Below are 18,551 nucleotides of genomic sequence, written 5' to 3' on the forward strand. Positions count from 1 at the left end.
ATGGCGGTGGCTCAGTTGGTTATTCGGTGACTGAGACACCGCGATCGGGGGCAAGCCCCCTCCCACACTTTGGTCTCCACTGGCCTAGGAAGCAGTGATGCGCCAGATTCCGAACGGCATCTGCGGGTCCAATCGGGTCCATTGGTTCTTGCCGTACCAGGTCCAGCGATGGCCGTTCATCAAGTCTTCACCCTGGGTCTGGGCATCGTCCGGCAGGCCCATCTCCCACAGCGGCAGCTCGAAGTGCGCTTCCTGAGCGTTGTGCGGGTCGAGGTTGACGGCCACCAGCACGAAATTGCTGCCGTCCTCGCTGCGCTTGCCGAAGTACAGGATGTTGTCGTTCCAGGCGTTGTAGAGCTTGAGCCCCAGGTGCGTCTGCAACGCCGGGTTTTGGCGGCGGATGCGGTTGAGCTGGGCGATCTCGGCAATGATGTTGCCGGGCGCGGTGAAGTCGCGGGGGCGGATCTCGTATTTCTCCGAGTCCAGGTATTCCTCCTTGCCCGGCACCGGCGCTGACTCGCACAGTTCAAACCCGGAGTACATGCCCCACAGGCCCGAGCCCATGGTGGCCAGCGCGGCGCGGATCAGAAAGCCCGCCCGGCCGCACTCATGCAGAAAGCCTGGGTTGATGTCCGGCGTATTGACGAAGAAATTCGGGCGGTAGCACTCGCGCCATGGCGACTGGTTCAACTGGGTGAAATACTCACTCAGTTCGGCCTTGGTGTTGCGCCAGGTGAAATAGGTGTAGCTCTGGGAATAACCGACCTTGCCCAGGCGCGCCATCATGGCCGGGGTGGTAAAGGCTTCGGCGAGGAAGATCACTTCCGGGTATTTGCTGCGCACGTCGCTGATCAACCATTGCCAGAACGGCAGCGGCTTGGTGTGCGGGTTGTCCACGCGAAAGGTCTTCACGCCCTCTTCCACCCAGCCCACCACGATGTCGCGCAGTTCGGTCCACAGGCCGGGGATCGCGTCCGCCGCGTAGAAATCGACGTTGACGATGTCCTGGTACTTTTTCGGTGGATTTTCCGCGTATTTGATCGTGCCGTCCGGGCGCCAGTTGAACCAGCCCGGATGCTCTTTGAGCCACGGGTGGTCCTGGGAGCACTGGATGGCGAAATCCAGGGCGATTTCCAGGCCGTGGTCGGCGGCGGCCTTGACCAGGCGGCGGAAATCCTCGCGGCTGCCCAGTTGCGGGTGAATCGCCTCGTGTCCGCCTTCCTCGCTGCCGATGGCGTAAGGGCTGCCGGGATCGTCGGGACCGGCGGTCAGGGAGTTGTTCTTACCCTTGCGGTGGCTGCGGCCGATGGGATGGATCGGCGGGAAATACAGCACGTCAAACCCCATGTCGTGGATCATCGACAGGCGCGAATGCACATCGTTGAACGTGCCATGGCGGGCCGGATCATCGGTAATCGAGCGCGGAAACAGCTCGTACCAGCTGGCGAACTGGGCACGCTCGCGCTCCACGTCAATCGGGTACACCGTGCTGATGCTCAAATAGGCACGGTGGTCGGCCTGGGTCATCAGGTGTGCACTGTCTTCGTGCAGGAACTGCGCGACCTGCTCGGTTTCCAGCAGGCCGGAGAGTTCGTGGTGCAGCAGCATCAAGCGGTCGCGCAGCTCATTGTCACTGCGCTCGGCGGCCTGCAGCACCAGGCTGCGGCCTTCCTGCAGCTCCAGGCTGACCGGCACCCCGGCTTCATGTTTCTTACGCAGCTCGTAGCAGAAGCTTGCGAAGGTATCAATCCAGGCTTCAATGCAGAATTCATGGGGCCCCTGGGTGGTGACGGTAAATGCACCTTCCCAGCCGTTGTTGCCCACATCATTCATAACCACGCTGTGCCAGTTTTCCTGCCCGAGCGGGCGCCAGCGCACCAACACCGCCAGCTTGTCATGGCCATCGGCGAACACTTTACTGGTGACATTGACCTGCTGGCCCACCACCGCCTTGACGGCAAATTCGCCGCCGTCAATCACCGGCATGGTGCTTTCAATGGCGATTCTGGGTAACAGCAGTGCCTGGGACAACGGCAATAAGGAATGTTCTGGAACCAGTGTTTCAGCAGTCATCGAGCATATTCCCCTTACGCCCAGTGGACGCTCTGTGCTTGATCCGAATTCGTAAGATGGCGGCGCACTCGCTCTGAGCAGTGCCCGTATTAGGTCCGAGCCTGGGCGCCGGGCAAAAGTTCAGGCGGATATGTCGCCACCGGGCGGGGAATCAATTCCCTCCCGTGGCTGTCCACCGATAGAGCAAAGCACAAAGGAGGCCACACCCATGACTATCCCGATCCCGGCAGAGACGCCCGACCCGAATATCGACAACCCGACCCTGCCACCCACCGAGCCTGCACCGGTTCCGGAACAGGAACCGCCGGAGAATGAGCCGCCACCGGTGCAGGAGCCGCCAACCACCATGCCGCCGGTTATCGTCAGTCCTTCTCGAAACGCTTGACGATTTTCGGCATCACGCTGAACACCACCAAGGCCAGCAACGTACTCAGGACCGCTGTCGATTCCCGACCCAAACCGGCCGAGACCCCAATCGCAGCGGTCATCCACAGCCCGGCGGCGGTGGTCAGGCCTATGACGTGGCCGGCGTCCTCATCCTTGCCCTTGATAATGGTTCCGGCCCCGAGGAAGCCGATCCCGGCAATCACGCCCTGCACCACCCGGCTCATGGCATCGGCCTGATTGCCGGACATCTGCGGCACCATCACAAACAGCGCAGCCCCCAGCGCCACCAGCATATGGGTGCGCACCCCGGCAGCCTTGCCCTTGCTCTCGCGTTCAAACCCCAGGATGCCGCCGAGGATCGCGGCCATCAGCAGGCGCACGGTAATCTGGGTGACCTGCCGGGCGTCGCCGATATCAGCAAACTCAGCCTGCAGGGTTAGCCATGCCACATGTAGCCAAGCGTCCATCAATGCCATCCTTTTTGTGATTATTGATAGACGGTGGACAGCGGCGACCGTCAGTCAGTTGCGTGGAACCTGCACTGCTCATTGGCTCCTAAATGATCAGAGCCCATGAAAAGGAGACCGGTATGCCTATCCGTATCGACAATCAACTGTGCTATTTCACGCTGAATGACAATGGCCAGGAGCAAAGCGTGCCTGCGACCCGCGTCAATATTGTGACCGATAGCGAAAAATCCATGTCGTACGTGGAACTGGCGGCTGAACGCATCTACATCACCGAAGCCGAGGCCGATGCACTCACCGTCGCGGGTGCCCATGACGGACGCCAGCATGTGAAGGCCGACGAACCGGGTTCGGTGATTTAATCGATGCCTCTGTAGGAGCGAGCTTGCTCGCGAAAAACCTCAACGATAACGCGTGCTTCCTGCAAGAACGCGGTGCCTGTGGTTTTTTCGCGAGCAAGCTCGCTCCTACAGGGTCTCGCATCAAGGCCCATATTGCCATCTGATCCGCTTTTTAACCGCCAACCTGAGTCTGTTACGCAAACAGCGCGCCGCCCATAGTTCATCCGCCTGATGGAGGCTGATGAGCGAACGACCATGAGCGAACGAATCCCCACCGTGGAAACTTTTGTGCCCATTCACCCGAAGAAGGTGAAGGCCGCATCCCGCAATAACCTGATCCACACCCGCAGCTTCACCGGCCTCTACCGCACCTTGCGCATGAGCGGTGGCGCGTTGTTGTTCCTGGCCTTTTTCGGCACCGTGTGGCTGAACTGGGGCGCACGCCAGGCGGTGCTGTGGGATTTGGCCGAGAGCAAATTCCATATCTTCGGCGCAACGTTCTGGCCCCAGGATTTCATTCTGCTCTCGGCCCTGTTGATCATCTGCGCCTTTGGCCTGTTTGCGATCACTGTGTTTGCCGGCCGTGTGTGGTGTGGCTACACCTGCCCGCAAAGCGTGTTCACCTGGCTGTTCATGTGGTGCGAAAAAATCACCGAAGGCGAGCGCAACCAACGCATCAAGCTGCACGCGGCGCCCTGGAGCCTGGACAAGCTGGCACGGCGTTCGGCCAAACACACGCTGTGGCTGGGCATCAGCGTACTGACCGGGCTGACCTTTGTCGGCTATTTCACGCCCATCCGCCCGTTGGCTGCGCAGCTGCTGACCTGGCAACTGGGCGGCGTCAGTCTGTTCTGGATGCTGTTCTTTACCGCGGCCACCTACCTCAACGCCGGGTGGCTGCGCGAAGCGGTGTGCATGCACATGTGCCCGTATGCGCGCTTCCAGAGCGTAATGTTCGATAAGGATACCCTGGCCATTGCCTATGACGCCGCCCGTGGCGAACGCCGTGGCCCGCGTAAACGCGAAGTGACACCTGCCGATGTCGGCCTCGGCGACTGCATCGACTGCCAGCTGTGCGTGCAGGTGTGCCCCACCGGCATCGATATCCGCGACGGCCTGCAAATGGCATGCATCGGTTGCGCGGCCTGCATCGACGCCTGCGATTCGATCATGGACAAAATGGGCTATGCCCGTGGCCTGGTGAGCTATACCAGCGAACATCAACTGCAAGGTGGCAAGACCCGGCTGCTACGGCCGCGCCTGATCGGCTACAGTGCCGTGCTGCTGGTCATGCTCGCCGCATTGGCGGTGGCTTTGGTCGAACGGCCGATGGTGTCGCTGGACGTGACCAAGGATCGGGGCCTGTTCCGCGAGAACAGCCAGGGCTTGATCGAAAACATCTACAGCCTCAAGGTCATCAACAAGACTCAGCAGCACCAGGACTATCGTGTGGAGCTGGTGGACGCCGAGGGCTTCCAGTTGCAAGGCAAGACCGAGATCAGCCTGGCACCGGGGGAAATCGTGGATGTGCCGGTCTCGGTGACGCTGCTGGCGGACACACCGGCGAGCAGTTCACAGACGCTGCGCTTCAAGGTGACGGATGTGGATGAGCCGTGGATTTACAGCGCTGCCGACAGCCGCTTTGTCGCGCCACTGAACCGCTGATAATCCCCTGAATGCATAAAACGCCAATGTATAGAGATCCAATGTGGGAGGGGGCTTGCCCCCGATGGCGGTGGCTCAGTTGGTTATTCGGTGACTGATACACCGCAATCGGGGGCAAGCCCCCTCCCACATTTGCCCAGCGCACACACTGAAAAACTGTTCAAGGCACCCATGAAACGCTACGAAAAATTCGCCGATGACATCGCAGAACTGATCCGCTCCGGCGTCCTCGGCCCCGGCCAGCGCGTGCCGTCGGTGCGTTACGCCAGCCAGACCTACGGCGTCAGCCCGTCCACGGTCTTCCAGGCCTACTACCTGCTGGAGCGGCGCGGCCTGATCCGCGCGCGGCCGCGCTCCGGCTACTTCGTCAATACCCACGCGCCCAGCCCGTTTTCCGAGCCGGTGGTGAGCGAGCAGGTGCACGAGTCCACCGAAGTCGATGTAAGTGAGTTGGTGTTTTCGGTGCTCGATTCGATCAAGGACCCGAACACCGTGCCCTTCGGTTCGGCCTTCCCCAGCCCCATGCTGTTCCCACTGCCGCGCCTGGCCCGCTCCCTGGCCAGTGCCAGCCGTGAGATGGACCCGCGCCTGGTGGTCACCGACATGTCCCCCGGCAACCCGCAACTGCGCCGTCAGATTGCGCTGCGTTATATGGTCGGCGGCCTGATGCTGCCCATGGAAGAACTGCTGATCACCAATGGCGCCCTCGAAGCGCTGAACCTGTGCCTGCAAGCGGTGACCGAGCCCGGCGACCTGGTGGCAATCGAAGCCCCGGCGTTTTATGCCTGCCTGCAAGTGCTCGAGCGCTTGAAACTCAAAGCCGTGGAAATCCCCGTGCACCCGCGCGACGGCATCGACCTCAACGCCCTGTCGCAAAGCCTTTCGCGTTACCCGATCAAGGCCTGCTGGACCATGACCAGCTTCCAGAACCCGATGGGCGCGACGGTGCCGGAAGAAAAAAAGCAGGCGCTGGTGGAGTTGCTGCGCAGTCATCAGGTGCCGCTGATCGAAGACGATGTGTATGCCGAGCTGTATTACGGGCAACACGCGCCAAAACCAGCCAAGGCCTTCGACACCGAGGGGTTGGTGATGCACTGCGGCTCCTTTGCCAAGAGCCTGGCGCCAGGGTACCGCGTAGGCTGGGTGGCGGCCGGTCGCTTCGCGCAGAAGGTCGAGCGCCTGAAACTGATGACATCGCTGTGCCCGTCGATGCCGGCCCAGGCCGCGATTGCCGACTACCTGCAACACGGCGGCTACGACCGGCACCTGCGCAAACTGCGCTACGCCCTGGAAGAACAGCAAAGCGCGATGCTCGCCGCCATCGCCCGTTACTTCCCGGCGCAGACCCGCGTCAGCCAGCCGGCCGGCGGGTATTTCCTGTGGCTGGAACTGCCTGAGCAAACCGATTCATTGAAGCTGTTCCAGATGGCCCTGGCGCAAGGCATCAGCATCGCCCCGGGCCCGATCTTTTCGGCGACCCGGCGCTTTCGCAACTGCATCCGCTTGAACTACGGCAGCCCGTGGACCGAAGCGTCGGAAAAGGCAATGGAGACGCTGGGGCGGATTGTGCGCTCGTTTTGAGGGTCAGCGACGACTGCTGCGAGCATAACCCTCACCCACGGCTTTTATCAGGCGCCGACGCGTCCCGGGCGCGCTGGATATCGGTCATGAACACGTCGGCCGGCAACGGATGGCCCAGCAAATAGCCTTGCAGCGAGTTACAGCCCAGGCGGGTCAGGAAGCGCTGCTGCGCATCGGTTTCCACGCCTTCGGCGACGATCCGCAAACCCAGGGCCTGGCCCAGCGCAACGATGGCCGACACGATGGCGGCGTCGTCGCTGTCGTGCTCCAGGTCGCGCACGAAACCCCGGTCGATCTTCAGTTCATTGGCCGGCAGGCGCTTGAGGTACATCAGGCTGGAATAGCCGGTGCCGAAGTCATCGATGGACAGGTCGACGCCCATGTCCGAGAGCTGCTGCAATACCGTCATGCTCGCGCCTGCATCGCTCATGGCGGTGGTTTCGGTGATTTCCAGCGTCAGGCGGTTGGCCGGCAGTTGGTGCCGCTCCAGGGCGGCGGCCACGCTGGCGACCAGCCCTGGGTGGCAGAACTGCAGCGCCGACAGGTTCACCGCGATGCGCCAACTTTCATAACCCTGGGCGAACCACAGGCTCATCTGGCGACAGGCTTCATCGAGTACCCACTCGCCGACGGGAATGATCAGCCCGGTTTTTTCCGCCAGCTCAATGAACGTGGCCGGCAGCAACAAACCTTGCTGTGGATGCTCCCAGCGCAACAGCGCCTCTGCCCCTACCGCAACCCCGCTGATCGCGTCGAACTTGGGCTGGTAGTACAAACGAAATTGCGCGTTGTCCAGAGCGTTGCGCAGGTCCTGCAATAACTGCAGCTGTTTGCGCGCGTTGGTGTTCATCGACACATCGAAGAACCGGTAGCCGTTCTTGCCCATGCCCTTGGCGTGGTACATCGCCGCATCGGCATTCATCAACAGTTCCTGGGGGTTGGTACCGTTGCCCGGGAACATGGCGATGCCAATGCTGGCGGAGATTTTCAGCTCGTGCTCGGCGACCGTGAAGGCGCGGTTGACCAGGCTGACCTGGCGTTCGGCCAGGCCCACGGCATCGTCCGGCTGGGTCAGGTGCACCATTAATACAAACTCGTCACCGCCGATGCGCGCCAACGTGTCCTGGCTGCGCAGGTCCTCGCGCAGGCGCAGGCCGACTTCGCGCAGCAACTGGTCGCCCATGTGGTGACCGAAGGCATCGTTGACCGGCTTGAAGCCGTCCAGGTCGATAAACATCAGCGCAAAGCAACCGCCCTGCTCCTTCACCGCCTGGATACCTTGTTGAATCCGATCCGACAGCAGCGTGCGATTGGGCAGGCCGGTGAGCATGTCGTGCAGGGCCAGGTGGGTCAGCTCCTGGTTGGCCAGGGTCAGGGAGTCGGCCAGCACGGCGGTGCGCGCTTGCAGCCGCGCGTCGAGCAGCGAGGTCAACAGAGCGATGACCAGCACCGCCAATGAGGTCACCAGCACCAGGTTATCCAGGCCGTTGCCGCTCAAGCCGGTCTGTGCGGCGGCGCAGAAGCTGTCGTCGGCAAAACGCGCGGCGGCCATGCCGGTGTAATGCATACCGACGATGGCCACGCCCATCACCACCGCCGCGCCGCCGCGTGCCAGGCGCACATAGGGTGTATTGCGGCGCAGGTTGAAGGCGATCCACAGCGCCGCGCCGGAAGCCACCACGGCGATCAACAACGAGGCGCCGAACAACGCCGGATCGTAATCGATGCCCGGCGTCATGCGCATCGCGGCCATGCCGGTGTAGTGCATGCTGGCGATGCCTGCGCCCATGACCAACGCGCCGAATGCCAGTTGCCAGGCCGGCAGGCGTGGCTGGCTGACCAGCCATAAGGCAAAACCGCTGGATAACACGGCAATCAGCAATGACAGCGCGGTAATGTCCAGGTCGAAGCCCATTTCGAACGGCAGGCGCAGGGCCAGCATGCCGATAAAGTGCATCGACCACACCCCCACACCCATCGCGACGGCACCGCCGGTGATCCATAGATAAACCGTACGTCCCTTGGCGGTCGCGATCCGCCCCGCCAGGTCCAGCGCGGTATAGGACGCCAGGATGGCGACGCACAGGGACATCACGACAAGGGAAGTGGTGTAGCTACCGGTCAGCATGGGGTTTCTCGTGGTTTGACAGCCCGGGCCGGCTGGCAAAGCGGCGGATTGTAGCGAGAATATTTCTGGCCAGGTGATTAATCGCTCGCAGGATACGGGCTGGTTTCTGGCGTCAAATCGGTGGCTTTGCCAGGTGGCTTGCCACACTGGACGCCTCGGCACAGCGCTCACACTTTCGTGGCGTTGCCGGCGCGTGCGGCGCCCGCCGTGAGAAAAAATCTGCCGATGGGTGAATTATTTCGTGTCCGCTTGTATCTGAAGTGACAGAGCGGTGCCATCGCAGCGATGGCACCTCCCCGTTCAGCGTCTAGAGTGACCCGCATGAAATTACGTAAGAAACGCGTCAGTCCCATCGGATTGAACGACATCACCATCGTCGACGACAACAAGATGCGCAAGGCGATCACCGCCGCCGCATTGGGCAACGCCATGGAATGGTTCGACTTTGGCGTCTATGGTTTTGTCGCCTATGTACTGGGCAAGGTGTTCTTCCCGGACGCGTCCCCCAGCGTACAAATGATCGCTGCACTGGCCACTTTCTCCGTGCCCTTCCTGATCCGTCCACTGGGCGGTCTGTTCTTTGGCGCCCTGGGTGACAAATACGGGCGGCAGAAGGTCCTTGCCGCCACCATCGTGATCATGTCCCTGAGTACCTTCGCCATCGGCCTGATTCCCGGCTACGCGTCCATTGGTATCTGGGCCCCGATCCTGTTGCTGCTGTGCAAAATGGCCCAGGGCTTCTCGGTGGGTGGCGAATACACCGGCGCGTCGATTTTCGTCGCCGAATACGCCCCGGACCGCAAACGCGGCTTCCTGGGCAGTTGGTTGGACTTCGGCTCGATTGCCGGCTTCGTGCTGGGCGCGGGCGTGGTGGTATTGATTTCCACAGTGCTCGGTGAAGCCGAATTCGAGGCCTGGGGCTGGCGCCTGCCGTTCTTCCTGGCGCTGCCGCTGGGCATTATCGGCCTGTACCTGCGCCACGCCCTGGAAGAAACCCCGGCGTTCCAGCAGCATGTCGACAAGCTCGAACAGGGTGACCGCGAAGGTCTCAGCCATGGCCCCAAGGTGTCGTTCAAAGAGATCGCCACCAAGCACTGGCGCAGCCTGCTGACCTGCATCGGTATCGTCGCGGCCACCAACGTGACCTACTACATGCTGCTCACTTACATGCCCAGCTACCTGTCGCACAACCTGCATTACGCCGAAAACAGCGGCGTGCTGATCATCATTGCGATCATGGTCGGCATGCTGTTCGTGCAACCGTTCATCGGTTTTGTCAGCGACAAGATCGGGCGCAAGCCGTTCATCATCGCCGGCAGCATCGGCCTGCTGTGCCTGTCCATCCCGGCGTTCATGCTGATTACCAGCGGCAAGACCGGGCTGATCTTCAGCGGCCTGCTGATCCTGGCGATCGTGCTGAACTTCTTTATCGGCGTGATGGCCTCCACGCTGCCCGCTATGTTTCCTACACATCTGCGCTACAGTGCATTAGCCAGCGCGTTCAACGTCTCGGTACTGATTGCCGGCGTCACGCCCACCGCAGTGGCGTGGCTGGTGGAAAGCACCAACGACCTGTACATGCCGGCTTACTACTTGATGGTATTCGCCGTGGTGGGCCTGGTTACCGGCCTGACCATGAAGGAAACCGCGAATAAACCGCTGCGCGGCGCGGCTCCGGCGGCGTCGGATATGGAAGAAGCCAAGGAACTGCTGCAGGAGCATCATGACAATATCGAGCAGAAGATCGAGGACATCGATGCCGAGATTGCAGCCCTCCAGGCTAAGCGCGAAAATCTGGTGCAGCAGCACCCACGGATTAATTAAGACCTGACTGTGCGTGGTCGCGGCCTGCGGCCACGCATTTTGGAGTGATCACATGGTTCCAAGCGTCACCTATGCACAATCGCTCCTGAGCGCCGACGAACGCGCGGCCATCGCCGAAATCGAAGCGAGCACCAACATTCTAAAGCTGGTCACCCGCCTGACCGGTATGCGCTTTGCCGGCATCGCCAAATTCACCGACCTGGAGTGGGTGGTGTGCTCGGCCTATGACCCTCTGCAGATGGGCATCCATGTCGACGACGTACTCGACCTGGAAACCACCCTGTGCAGTGAATTCTGCATCAATCCCCAAACCCTGTTCGTGCCGCAGATCAGCGTCGACGGACGCTTTGCCACACGCCCGGTGGTCAAGCAATACGCCATCGAAAGCTATGCCGGCGCGCCGATTTTCCTGCCCGACGGGCGCCTGTTCGGTGCGCTGTGCGCGCTCGATTCACGCGCCATGCTGTTCGACGATCCCAACCTGCCGGAAACCCTGAGCCTGTTCGCCCGACTGATCGGGTGCATCTTCTACGCTAACCTGGCCCCGGCCGATCAGTGACACCTGCCCCGCCCCGCAGCGCAGCGATGTCGCGCCTGGGTGGCACGCCAAACAGCCGACTGTACTCACGGCTGAACTGCGACGGGCTTTCATAGCCAACCTTGAACGCGGCACTGGACACGTCCTGGTGCTCGTTCAACATCAAGCGTCTAGCCTCATTCAAGCGCAGCCATTTCTGATACTGCAACGGGCTCATCGAGGTCAGTTGCCGAAAGTGATGATGAAAGGTTGCCGCGCTCATTTGCACGCGCGCCGCCAGTTCTTCCACACGCAATGGGCTATCGAAATTCAGTTTCAGCCAATCGATGGCCTTGGCGATCCGATAGCCCTGCCCGTCCACCGAGCAGATCTGGCGCAGCCGGCCGGCCTGATCGCTCTGCAATAACCGGTAGTGAATCTCGCGCTGGATCAACGGCGCCAATACCGCTATCGCTTCGGGCTCATCGAGCAGCGCCACCAGGCGCGCGAAGGCCGCCAGCATGCCCCCCGTCACCGAGCCGATGCCAACGCCCTTCATCATCGCGCGCTCACGCGTGGGCGGCAGGTCGCCCTGGGCGATCAGCTCGGCCAGCATGCGCAGGTCGAGTTTGAACGTCAGCCCCAGACACGGCTGCTCGACGCTGGCGGCCAGCACTTCGGAGTTGGCCGGGATATCCAGCGAAGTCACCAGAAATCGTGACGTGTCGTAGGGATAGCCCTCACCGCCGACCCACAACTGTTTCTTGCCCTGCACCACCAGCACGATGCTCGGTTCGACCATGCACACCACCGGTGCGGCCGGCTGTTCACGCCGATAGAAGCCCAGGCCGGGTATCGGCATTGGGCAATCCCCTGGCGCCTGGATGTGCGAGTCAACGGACTGGATCAGCGTGTCCAGCGCCGGTGGATTGATCGTCATGGCGGGCCCTTCCAATGCATCAATGAATCTCTTGACATGACTGTACCCGCACCGGCTACCGACGTCTGCGCCACAGCATGAAACTCAGAGGATCAGGCAAGTAATCCGTTCAAATGCACTACAGAAGCTCTGCTGGCACCGGGAAAATGCTCGGACACTTCGCAAGGAACCTCCCGATGAAACGCCTTCTGCTTGCTTTGGGTTTGCTGGTGACCTCCCTGTCCTCACTAGGAGCCGATATGTCCAACGGTGCTGATAACTTCTACACAAGCGATAAGGTGACCGCCGAGAACGTCACCTTCAATAACCAATATGGGATGCAGGTCGCGGGCACGTTGTTTGCGCCAAAAAATCGGGTTGCTGGTTCAAAGAACCCGGCCATTGTCGTCGGTCATCCAATGGGCGCCGTCAGGCAACAAAGCGCTAACCTCTACGCCACCAAAATGGCCGAACAGGGCTTCGTCACGCTGTCCCTGGACCTCTCGTTCTGGGGCGAAAGCGCCGGCACCCCGCGCAACGCGGTGCTGCCCGACCTTTACACCGAGGACTTCAGCGCCGCCGTGGACTTTCTCGGCACCCACCCCTCGGTCGATCGAGAGCGCATCGGTGCCATCGGCGTCTGCGGCAGCGCCAGCTTCGTGATCAGTGCGGCGAAGATCGATCCGCGCATCAAGGCGATTGCCACGGTCAGCATGTATGACATGGGCGCGGCCAACCGCGATGGCCTCAAGCACGGCATGACCGGCGAGCAGCGCCGGCAAATCCTGCGCCAAGCGGCCAACCAGCGCTATGTCGAATTCCAGGGCGGCGAGACCGTTTACACCGGCGGTACGCCCCAGAGTCTCACCGGCGACGTCGTCGGCGATGAATTCTACGATTTCTACCGCACACCCCGTGGCGAAGTCACTCCAACGGGCGCATCGAAGCTGACCACTACCCGGCCAACGCTCACCAGCAATGTGAAGTTCATGAACTTCTACCCATTCAATGACATCGAGACGATTTCGCCACGTCCACTGTTGTTGATTGCCGGGGCCGACGCGCATTCCCGTGAATTCAGCGAAGACGCCTTTGAGCGCGCTGCCGAGCCCAAGCAATTGCTGATCATCCCGAATGCGGGGCACGTCGATCTCTATGACCGGGTCGACCTGATCCCATTCGCCACACTCGCCACTTTCTTCCAGAGCCATTTGAAATGATCCCGGCCTCCCCTCACCCCCAACGCTGGGGCGCCGTACTGGCCATGTCGCTGGCGGCATTCGCCCTGGTCGCCTCCGAATTCATGCCGGTAAGCCTGCTGACCCCGCTGGCCGCTGACTTGCATATCACCCAAGGCCAGGCCGGCCAGGGCATTTCGGTGTCCGGCGTGTTTGCCCTGCTCACCAGCCTGGTGATCGCCTCGATTGCCGCGCAGGTGGATCGCAAACGCCTGCTGATGGCGCTGACGCTGCTGATGATTATCTCGGGCAGCGTGGTGGCATTCGCCCCCAATTACGGGGTGTTCATGCTTGGGCGTGCGTTGATTGGCGTGGCGATTGGCGGTTTCTGGTCGCTGTCGGCGGCCACGGCGATGCGCCTGGTGCCAGAGGCTCAGGTGCCACGCGCCTTGGCCATCGTGAACGGCGGCAACGCGCTGGCCACGGTGATCGCGGCGCCGCTGGGCAGCTTTCTCGGCGGGATCATCGGCTGGCGCGGGGCGTTTTTCTGTGTGGTGCCGGTGGCGGTGATTGCACTGGTCTGGCTGCTGGCGAGCCTGCCCACCCTGAAGAACCGGGCCAAGGCAAAAGCCGGCAATGTGCTGCGCCTGATGAAAACCCCGGCAGTGGCCCTGGGCATGGCGGCCATCAGTGTGTTCTTCATGGGCCAGTTCATGCTGTTCACCTATCTGCGGCCGTTCCTGGAAAGTGTTACCGGGGTCGAGGTATCCACACTGTCCTTGATGCTGCTGGTGCTCGGCCTCGCGGGTCTGGCGGGGACATTCCTGATTGAACGCGTGCTCAAGCACACCCTGTACCCGACGCTGATGGCCATCCCGCTGATCATGGCAGGCATCGCGCTCGCACTGCTGCAGTTCGGCGAATCAAAGGGCATGACCACCGTATTGCTGGGCAGTTGGGGCCTGGTGGCGACCGCTGCCCCGGTGGGCTGGTGGACGTGGTTGTCGAAGACCTTGCCTGACGACGCCGAGGCCGGCGGCGGCTTGATGGTTGCCATTATTCAACTGGCGATTGCCGCAGGCGCCACGGTCGGCGGCGCGGCCTTCGACCTGAGCGGCTACCGGGCGACCTTTGAACTGAGCGCGGGATTGCTGGTGGGCGCCGCATGGCTGGCTTACCTGGCATCTCGTGGGTCACTGCATGCTCGTGTCGTCAACAACGCTACTTGAAGAAATGACTCGGCGTCTTGCCAAACTGTTTCTTGAACATGCTGGTAAAGGCGCTCGGGCTCTCATAGCCCAGCTCAAGGGCCACATCGATAATCTTCTCGCCCACCGCGATGCGTTCCAGCGCCAACAGCAAGCGTGCCTGCTGGCGCCATTGGCCGAAGGTCATGCCGGTTTCGCGACGGAACAGGCGCTGGATAGTGGTTTGATCCAGATCCAGGCGCGCGCTCCAGTCCGCGACGGTGGAGGCATCGCCCGGGTCCTGCTGCAAGGTCAGGCAGATGTGGTTGATACGCGGGTCGACGGGCTGCGGAAGCGATAATGGCAGCGCAGGCAGGTTGGCCAGCTCATCCAGGATCAGGCGCATGATCCTGGATGAGCGTGAGTCTTCGGCGTAGGGCGGTTTCAGGCTGACCGAGGCTTTGATCAATTCACTCAACAGCGGCGAAACCGTGACCGTCTTCGGCTCTGCCGGCAGATTGGGATAGCTGTCCGGGCGCACAAACACGCTGCGCATCTTCAAGGTGCCCACGCAGCGCAGCGCATGCACATGCCCACAGGGCATCCAGAAGCCGCGATTGGGCGGCACCGTCCATTGACTCAAGGCCGAATACACCACCATGACGCCGCCAATGGCATACAGCAATTGATGCTTGTTGTGGCTGTGTTCGGGAATCACCCAGTTTTCCGGGTAATCGGTGGCCGAGCTGATGACAGCCCAATCGCCTTCATCGATCTCGTGGAGGAATTGGTCGAGGGATTTGATGATTTCGCCCTTTTTGCGAGGTTTTCTGCCCGAATCTCGCGAGACAGGCATTTTCGTCGACTCTAGCATAGTGCCCGAAACAATTAGAAATGGGCCGCCGGCTCACGTACTGTCTGCCCTTGTTAGCTGCCTTGTATGGAATGCCTGAATGTCGACCCTCACCGCGACACCCGCCGCTGCAACCACCACGCCCCAGATAAGCCCGCTGGTCATGCGCGTGCTCGGCGCCTGTGCCCTGGCGCACCTGATCAATGACTTGATCCAGGCCGTGCTGCCGTCGATCTACCCGATGCTCAAGGCCAACTATGGCCTGACGTTTACCCAGGTCGGCCTGATCACCCTGACCTTCCAACTGACCGCCTCCCTGCTGCAACCGTGGATCGGCTACCACACCGACCGTCACCCCAAGCCCTGGCTGTTACCGGCGGGCATGGTCTGCACCTTGATCGGCATCCTGATGCTGGCATTCGTCGGCAGCTTCCCCGCGATCCTGCTGGCGGCGGCGCTGGTGGGGGTCGGCTCGTCGACGTTTCATCCGGAAACGTCCCGCGTGGCACGCCTGGCCTCCGGCGGCCGCTACGGTTTGGCGCAATCGACCTTCCAGGTCGGCGGCAACACCGGCAGCGCCTTCGGCCCGTTGCTGGCGGCGGCCATCATCATTCCCTACGGCCAGTCCCATATCGCCTGGTTCGGCCTGTTCGCGGTGTTCGCAATCGGGGTGCTGTACGGCTTGAGCCGCTGGTACCGTCACCACCTCAACCTGTTCAAGCTCAAGCAAGGCGGCCAGGCGACGCACGGCTTGTCCAAAGGCCGCGTGACCTTTGCCCTGGTGGTACTGGCGCTGCTGGTGTTCTCCAAATATTGGTACATGACCAGCCTGACCAGCTACTTCACGTTCTACCTGATCGAGAAATTCCAGCTATCGGTCGCCAGCTCCCAGATGTACCTGTTCCTGTTCCTCGGCGCGGTGGCCGTGGGCACCTTCGCCGGCGGCCCGATCGGCGACCGGATCGGCCGCAAGAAAGTCATCTGGTTCTCGATTCTCGGCGCCGCGCCGTTCACCCTCGCCCTGCCCTACGTGGACCTGTTCTGGACTGCCGTACTCAGCGTGGTCATCGGCTTTATCATCGCCTCGGCGTTCTCGGCCATCGTGGTGTTTGCCCAGGAACTGGTGCCGGGCAATGTCGGCATGATCGCCGGGATATTCTTCGGCCTGATGTTCGGTTTCAGCGGGATTGGCGCGGCGTTGCTGGGCTTGCTCGCGGATCACCATGGCATCGAATACGTCTACAAAATCTGCTCGTTCCTGCCGTTGGCGGGCATCCTGACGATCTTTTTGCCTTCGACCAAAGGCGTCTGATCAATAGGGGCGGGCCAACCCGCCCCCCTCTGCGTCCCGTTCTAGAAGTCGTAATTGACCGTTACACTCTTCCCCGTCTTCACCGACTCCAACGCGCAATCCGCCAGATGCAATGCATACAGCCCATCACGCACGCTGGTGGGCAACTCACAGTCGTTGTTCAGTGCGTCGATAAACTGCGTCAGTTCATTGCGATAGGCATCCGCATAGCGCTCAAGGAAAAAGTGCTGCAGTGGCTCCAGCGCCTCGGTGTGTTCGGTGCTCCAATGGCGAAGCGTGCTTGCGCGATGATTGTCGGTGAGCAGCACGCCGTGGGCACCTGATATCTCCACGCGTTGGTCATAGCCGTATACCGCCTGACGGCAACAGTTAATATGGCATTGCTTGCCCGAGGCGGTGCGCAGCAACACCATCACGCTGTCGTAATCGTCGATCTGCTCCAGGCTGGGGTCCACCAGGCGGCTGGCGAAGGCGCTGACCTGCACCAGCTCCTCGCCGAGTAAATGCCGGGCGGTGTCAAAGTCATGGATGGTCATGTCGCGCAGAATGCCGCCGGAATGCTTCAGGTAGTCACGCGGCGCCAGGCCGGGATCGCGGCTGGTAATAATCACCTGACGCACCGCTCCGATCCGCCCGGCATCCAGGGCCTCGCGCAGGCGCAGCATGTCGGGATCGAAGCGCCGATTGAAGCCGAGCATGACCTTGCCGCCCAGGCGTTCAACCGTTTGCGCGGCGCTGCGGGCCTTGGCGATGTCGAGGTCGATAGGTTTTTCGCAGAGAACCGCCTTGCCTTCGGCGACCGCCGCCAGCAACAGATCGATATGGGTATCGGTGGGAGTACCAATCACTACGGCGTCGATGTCTGTACGAGTCAGTACGGCGGCGCAGTCGTACGCCGCCTCGCAACCCAGTTGCGCGCTGAGTGCGTCGACCCCTTCGCGCCAGGGATCGGCCACCAGCACCAGGGTGGCGTTGGGATGGCCGGTGACATTGGCCGCGTGGATCCTGGCGATGCGCCCGGCACCTAAAACAGCGATACGTAGCATGGTCGAACTCCTGATGTTGTTGTTGGATTTCTCAGTCCGGCAGGTTGAACGGTGTCACGATCTGCACCTGTGAAGGCGCAATCGGCCCGGTCTTCCAGAGCCGGTGGTATTGGAGGATGTGCAGGAACACATGCCGCGCATCGATCTGCAGGTTGTGGTCGATGATCGCGGCAACTTTTTCCTCGAGCAGCAACTGGCGGTTCTCCTCGTCCAAGTCATGGCCGATAAACACTTCCAGTGGGCGGCCGAGCGCAGCGAACGCATCGACGATCGCACGATTGCCGCCCCCGACGCTGTAGACCGCCTTGAGCTCGGGATGCTGGTGCAGCGCATGGGTGACGCGTTCGAAGGTGCGTTCATACACGCCATAGCCGCCGCTGATATCCAGCACCCTCAGGTGCGCGGCACGCCCGCGCAGCCAGGCGCGAAACCCCATCTCACGCTCTTCTTCGCCACGGAACAACTCGCTGCCGATCACCACCGCCACTTCCTGGGGCTGCGCCGGCAGCCAGCGCGACATCAGGTACGCGGCAGTCTGGCCGGCTGTGCGGTTGTCCATGCCCACATAGCCAACGCGCTCGCTTTGCGGCAGATCCGTGACCAGGGTCACCACCGGAATGCCTGCGGCAATCAGTTGCTTGACTGCCTGGTTTACCGCCGGTTCATCGGCTGCCTTGAGCACGACCCCTTGGCTACCGGTGCCGAGGCAGCGCAGCAGTTGATCGTGCATGGCCTGGGGCTCGATCTCTTCGAAAAGGTGAAAACGCGGCGCGATGCGAAACGGCGCCAAGCTGGCCAATTGAGCGGTGACTGCTGCCTGCACCGCCGCGCTGAACCGCTGCGGAGTGTGCATGATCACGTCGACATGGAAGGTACGCCCCACCGCCAGGCCGTTCTTTTCCTGGGACTCCAACTCCTCCAGCGCTTGTTCGATGCGCCGGGTGGTTTGCGCATGCACGCTGCCGCGTTGGTGCAACACACGATCGACCGTGGCCTTGCTGACCCCGGCCTGGGTCGCCAGTTGCTTGATGGAGAAATGTTTGGCGCGTTCAAGCATACAGATTCCATGAGGT

At 61.6% G+C, this 18,551-nt stretch carries 16 protein-coding genes; 9 read left to right on the plus strand and 7 right to left on the minus strand.

The window, feature by feature from the left end; all coding sequences use genetic code 11:
- Window positions 1–84: 84 nt before the first annotated feature.
- Window positions 85–2,073, minus strand: coding sequence for an alpha-1,4-glucan--maltose-1-phosphate maltosyltransferase (locus BOP93_RS14300; RefSeq protein WP_104503149.1), 1,989 nt, complete (start codon window positions 2,071–2,073; stop codon window positions 85–87).
- 208 nt (window positions 2,074–2,281) lie between these two features.
- Between BOP93_RS14300 and BOP93_RS27630 the strand changes: the two genes are divergently transcribed.
- Complete coding sequence (locus tag BOP93_RS27630; RefSeq protein ID WP_163003436.1) at window positions 2,282–2,458, plus strand: hypothetical protein; 177 nt, start codon at window positions 2,282–2,284, stop codon at window positions 2,456–2,458.
- On the opposite strand, the gene BOP93_RS14305 is transcribed toward BOP93_RS27630, so the two are convergent.
- Window positions 2,436–2,927: an MgtC/SapB family protein gene (locus BOP93_RS14305; RefSeq protein ID WP_104503150.1), complete on the minus strand. Its 492-nt coding sequence runs from the start codon at window positions 2,925–2,927 to the stop codon at window positions 2,436–2,438. The genes BOP93_RS27630 and BOP93_RS14305 overlap by 23 nt on opposite strands.
- Window positions 2,928–3,049: 122 nt before the next feature.
- Here BOP93_RS14305 and BOP93_RS14310 point away from each other — a divergent pair, with 122 nt between their 5' ends.
- From BOP93_RS14310 to mapR, 3 genes are all read left to right on the plus strand, one after another.
- Window positions 3,050–3,289: a DUF3203 family protein gene (locus tag BOP93_RS14310; protein WP_104503151.1), complete on the plus strand. Its 240-nt coding sequence runs from the start codon at window positions 3,050–3,052 to the stop codon at window positions 3,287–3,289.
- Between the two features lie 234 nt (window positions 3,290–3,523).
- Entirely contained in the window at window positions 3,524–4,933 is a 1,410-nt protein-coding gene (ccoG, locus tag BOP93_RS14315) for a cytochrome c oxidase accessory protein CcoG (protein ID WP_104503152.1), read from the plus strand.
- A 171-nt stretch (window positions 4,934–5,104) separates the two neighbouring features.
- The gene (mapR, locus tag BOP93_RS14320) at window positions 5,105–6,514 is read left to right on the plus strand and encodes a GntR family transcriptional regulator MpaR (protein WP_104503153.1); all 1,410 of its coding nucleotides are present in this window, start codon (window positions 5,105–5,107) and stop codon (window positions 6,512–6,514) included.
- 31 nt (window positions 6,515–6,545) lie between these two features.
- Here mapR and BOP93_RS14325 read toward each other — a convergent pair whose 3' ends face one another.
- Window positions 6,546–8,642, minus strand: coding sequence for a putative bifunctional diguanylate cyclase/phosphodiesterase (locus BOP93_RS14325; RefSeq protein WP_104503154.1), 2,097 nt, complete (start codon window positions 8,640–8,642; stop codon window positions 6,546–6,548).
- A gap of 321 nt (window positions 8,643–8,963) precedes the next feature.
- Between BOP93_RS14325 and proP the strand changes: the two genes are divergently transcribed.
- Together proP and BOP93_RS14335 are read left to right on the plus strand one after the other, a co-directional pair.
- Window positions 8,964–10,466 carry a glycine betaine/L-proline transporter ProP gene (proP, locus tag BOP93_RS14330; RefSeq protein ID WP_065885310.1) on the plus strand — a complete coding sequence of 501 codons (1,503 nt, stop codon included), beginning with the start codon at window positions 8,964–8,966 and terminating at the stop codon, window positions 10,464–10,466.
- A gap of 52 nt (window positions 10,467–10,518) precedes the next feature.
- The gene (locus BOP93_RS14335) at window positions 10,519–11,025 is read left to right on the plus strand and encodes a GAF domain-containing protein (RefSeq protein WP_104503155.1); all 507 of its coding nucleotides are present in this window, start codon (window positions 10,519–10,521) and stop codon (window positions 11,023–11,025) included.
- Here the strand turns inward: BOP93_RS14335 and BOP93_RS14340 are convergent.
- Entirely contained in the window at window positions 11,000–11,923 is a 924-nt protein-coding gene (locus BOP93_RS14340) for an AraC family transcriptional regulator (RefSeq protein ID WP_065895422.1), read from the minus strand. The genes BOP93_RS14335 and BOP93_RS14340 overlap by 26 nt on opposite strands.
- A gap of 176 nt (window positions 11,924–12,099) precedes the next feature.
- On the opposite strand from BOP93_RS14340, the gene BOP93_RS14345 reads away from it, so the two are divergent.
- Complete coding sequence (locus BOP93_RS14345) at window positions 12,100–13,122, plus strand: alpha/beta hydrolase (protein WP_104503156.1); 1,023 nt, start codon at window positions 12,100–12,102, stop codon at window positions 13,120–13,122.
- On the plus strand, window positions 13,119–14,309 hold the full coding sequence (locus BOP93_RS14350; protein WP_104503157.1) for an MFS transporter: 1,191 nt from the start codon (window positions 13,119–13,121) through the stop codon (window positions 14,307–14,309). The genes BOP93_RS14345 and BOP93_RS14350 overlap by 4 nt, the downstream gene beginning before the upstream one ends.
- Here BOP93_RS14350 and BOP93_RS14355 read toward each other — a convergent pair.
- The gene (locus tag BOP93_RS14355) at window positions 14,302–15,123 is read right to left on the minus strand and encodes an AraC family transcriptional regulator (protein ID WP_104503158.1); all 822 of its coding nucleotides are present in this window, start codon (window positions 15,121–15,123) and stop codon (window positions 14,302–14,304) included. The two genes, BOP93_RS14350 and BOP93_RS14355, sit on opposite strands and share 8 nt — an antisense overlap.
- 97 nt (window positions 15,124–15,220) lie before the next feature.
- On the opposite strand from BOP93_RS14355, the gene BOP93_RS14360 reads away from it, so the two are divergent.
- Window positions 15,221–16,432: an MFS transporter gene (locus tag BOP93_RS14360; protein ID WP_065885307.1), complete on the plus strand. Its 1,212-nt coding sequence runs from the start codon at window positions 15,221–15,223 to the stop codon at window positions 16,430–16,432.
- Window positions 16,433–16,473: 41 nt separating this feature from the next.
- On the opposite strand, the gene iolG is transcribed toward BOP93_RS14360, so the two are convergent.
- Together iolG and BOP93_RS14370 are read right to left on the minus strand one after the other, a co-directional pair.
- The gene (gene iolG, locus BOP93_RS14365; RefSeq protein ID WP_104503159.1) at window positions 16,474–17,478 is read right to left on the minus strand and encodes an inositol 2-dehydrogenase; all 1,005 of its coding nucleotides are present in this window, start codon (window positions 17,476–17,478) and stop codon (window positions 16,474–16,476) included.
- Window positions 17,479–17,509: 31 nt separating this feature from the next.
- Window positions 17,510–18,535, minus strand: coding sequence for a LacI family DNA-binding transcriptional regulator (locus tag BOP93_RS14370; protein ID WP_104503160.1), 1,026 nt, complete (start codon window positions 18,533–18,535; stop codon window positions 17,510–17,512).
- Window positions 18,536–18,551 lie beyond the last annotated feature (16 nt).

The organism is Pseudomonas orientalis (assembly GCF_002934065.1).
GTDB lineage: Bacteria > Pseudomonadota > Gammaproteobacteria > Pseudomonadales > Pseudomonadaceae > Aquipseudomonas > Aquipseudomonas orientalis_A.

Coding starts and splice junctions, on each gene's coding strand:
- BOP93_RS14355 (WP_104503158.1), bottom strand. CDS start 15,123: ATGCCTGTCTCGCGAGATTCGGGCAGAAAACCTCGCAAAAAGGGCGAA.
- BOP93_RS14360 (WP_065885307.1), top strand. CDS start 15,221: ATGTCGACCCTCACCGCGACACCCGCCGCTGCAACCACCACGCCCCAG.
- BOP93_RS14325 (WP_104503154.1), bottom strand. CDS start 8,642: ATGCTGACCGGTAGCTACACCACTTCCCTTGTCGTGATGTCCCTGTGC.
- BOP93_RS14340 (WP_065895422.1), bottom strand. CDS start 11,923: ATGACGATCAATCCACCGGCGCTGGACACGCTGATCCAGTCCGTTGAC.
- BOP93_RS14305 (WP_104503150.1), bottom strand. CDS start 2,927: ATGGACGCTTGGCTACATGTGGCATGGCTAACCCTGCAGGCTGAGTTT.
- ccoG (WP_104503152.1), top strand. CDS start 3,524: ATGAGCGAACGAATCCCCACCGTGGAAACTTTTGTGCCCATTCACCCG.
- BOP93_RS14335 (WP_104503155.1), top strand. CDS start 10,519: ATGGTTCCAAGCGTCACCTATGCACAATCGCTCCTGAGCGCCGACGAA.
- BOP93_RS27630 (WP_163003436.1), top strand. CDS start 2,282: ATGACTATCCCGATCCCGGCAGAGACGCCCGACCCGAATATCGACAAC.
- BOP93_RS14300 (WP_104503149.1), bottom strand. CDS start 2,073: ATGACTGCTGAAACACTGGTTCCAGAACATTCCTTATTGCCGTTGTCC.
- BOP93_RS14350 (WP_104503157.1), top strand. CDS start 13,119: ATGATCCCGGCCTCCCCTCACCCCCAACGCTGGGGCGCCGTACTGGCC.
- mapR (WP_104503153.1), top strand. CDS start 5,105: ATGAAACGCTACGAAAAATTCGCCGATGACATCGCAGAACTGATCCGC.
- proP (WP_065885310.1), top strand. CDS start 8,964: ATGAAATTACGTAAGAAACGCGTCAGTCCCATCGGATTGAACGACATC.
- BOP93_RS14310 (WP_104503151.1), top strand. CDS start 3,050: ATGCCTATCCGTATCGACAATCAACTGTGCTATTTCACGCTGAATGAC.
- iolG (WP_104503159.1), bottom strand. CDS start 17,478: ATGCTACGTATCGCTGTTTTAGGTGCCGGGCGCATCGCCAGGATCCAC.
- BOP93_RS14345 (WP_104503156.1), top strand. CDS start 12,100: ATGAAACGCCTTCTGCTTGCTTTGGGTTTGCTGGTGACCTCCCTGTCC.
- BOP93_RS14370 (WP_104503160.1), bottom strand. CDS start 18,535: ATGCTTGAACGCGCCAAACATTTCTCCATCAAGCAACTGGCGACCCAG.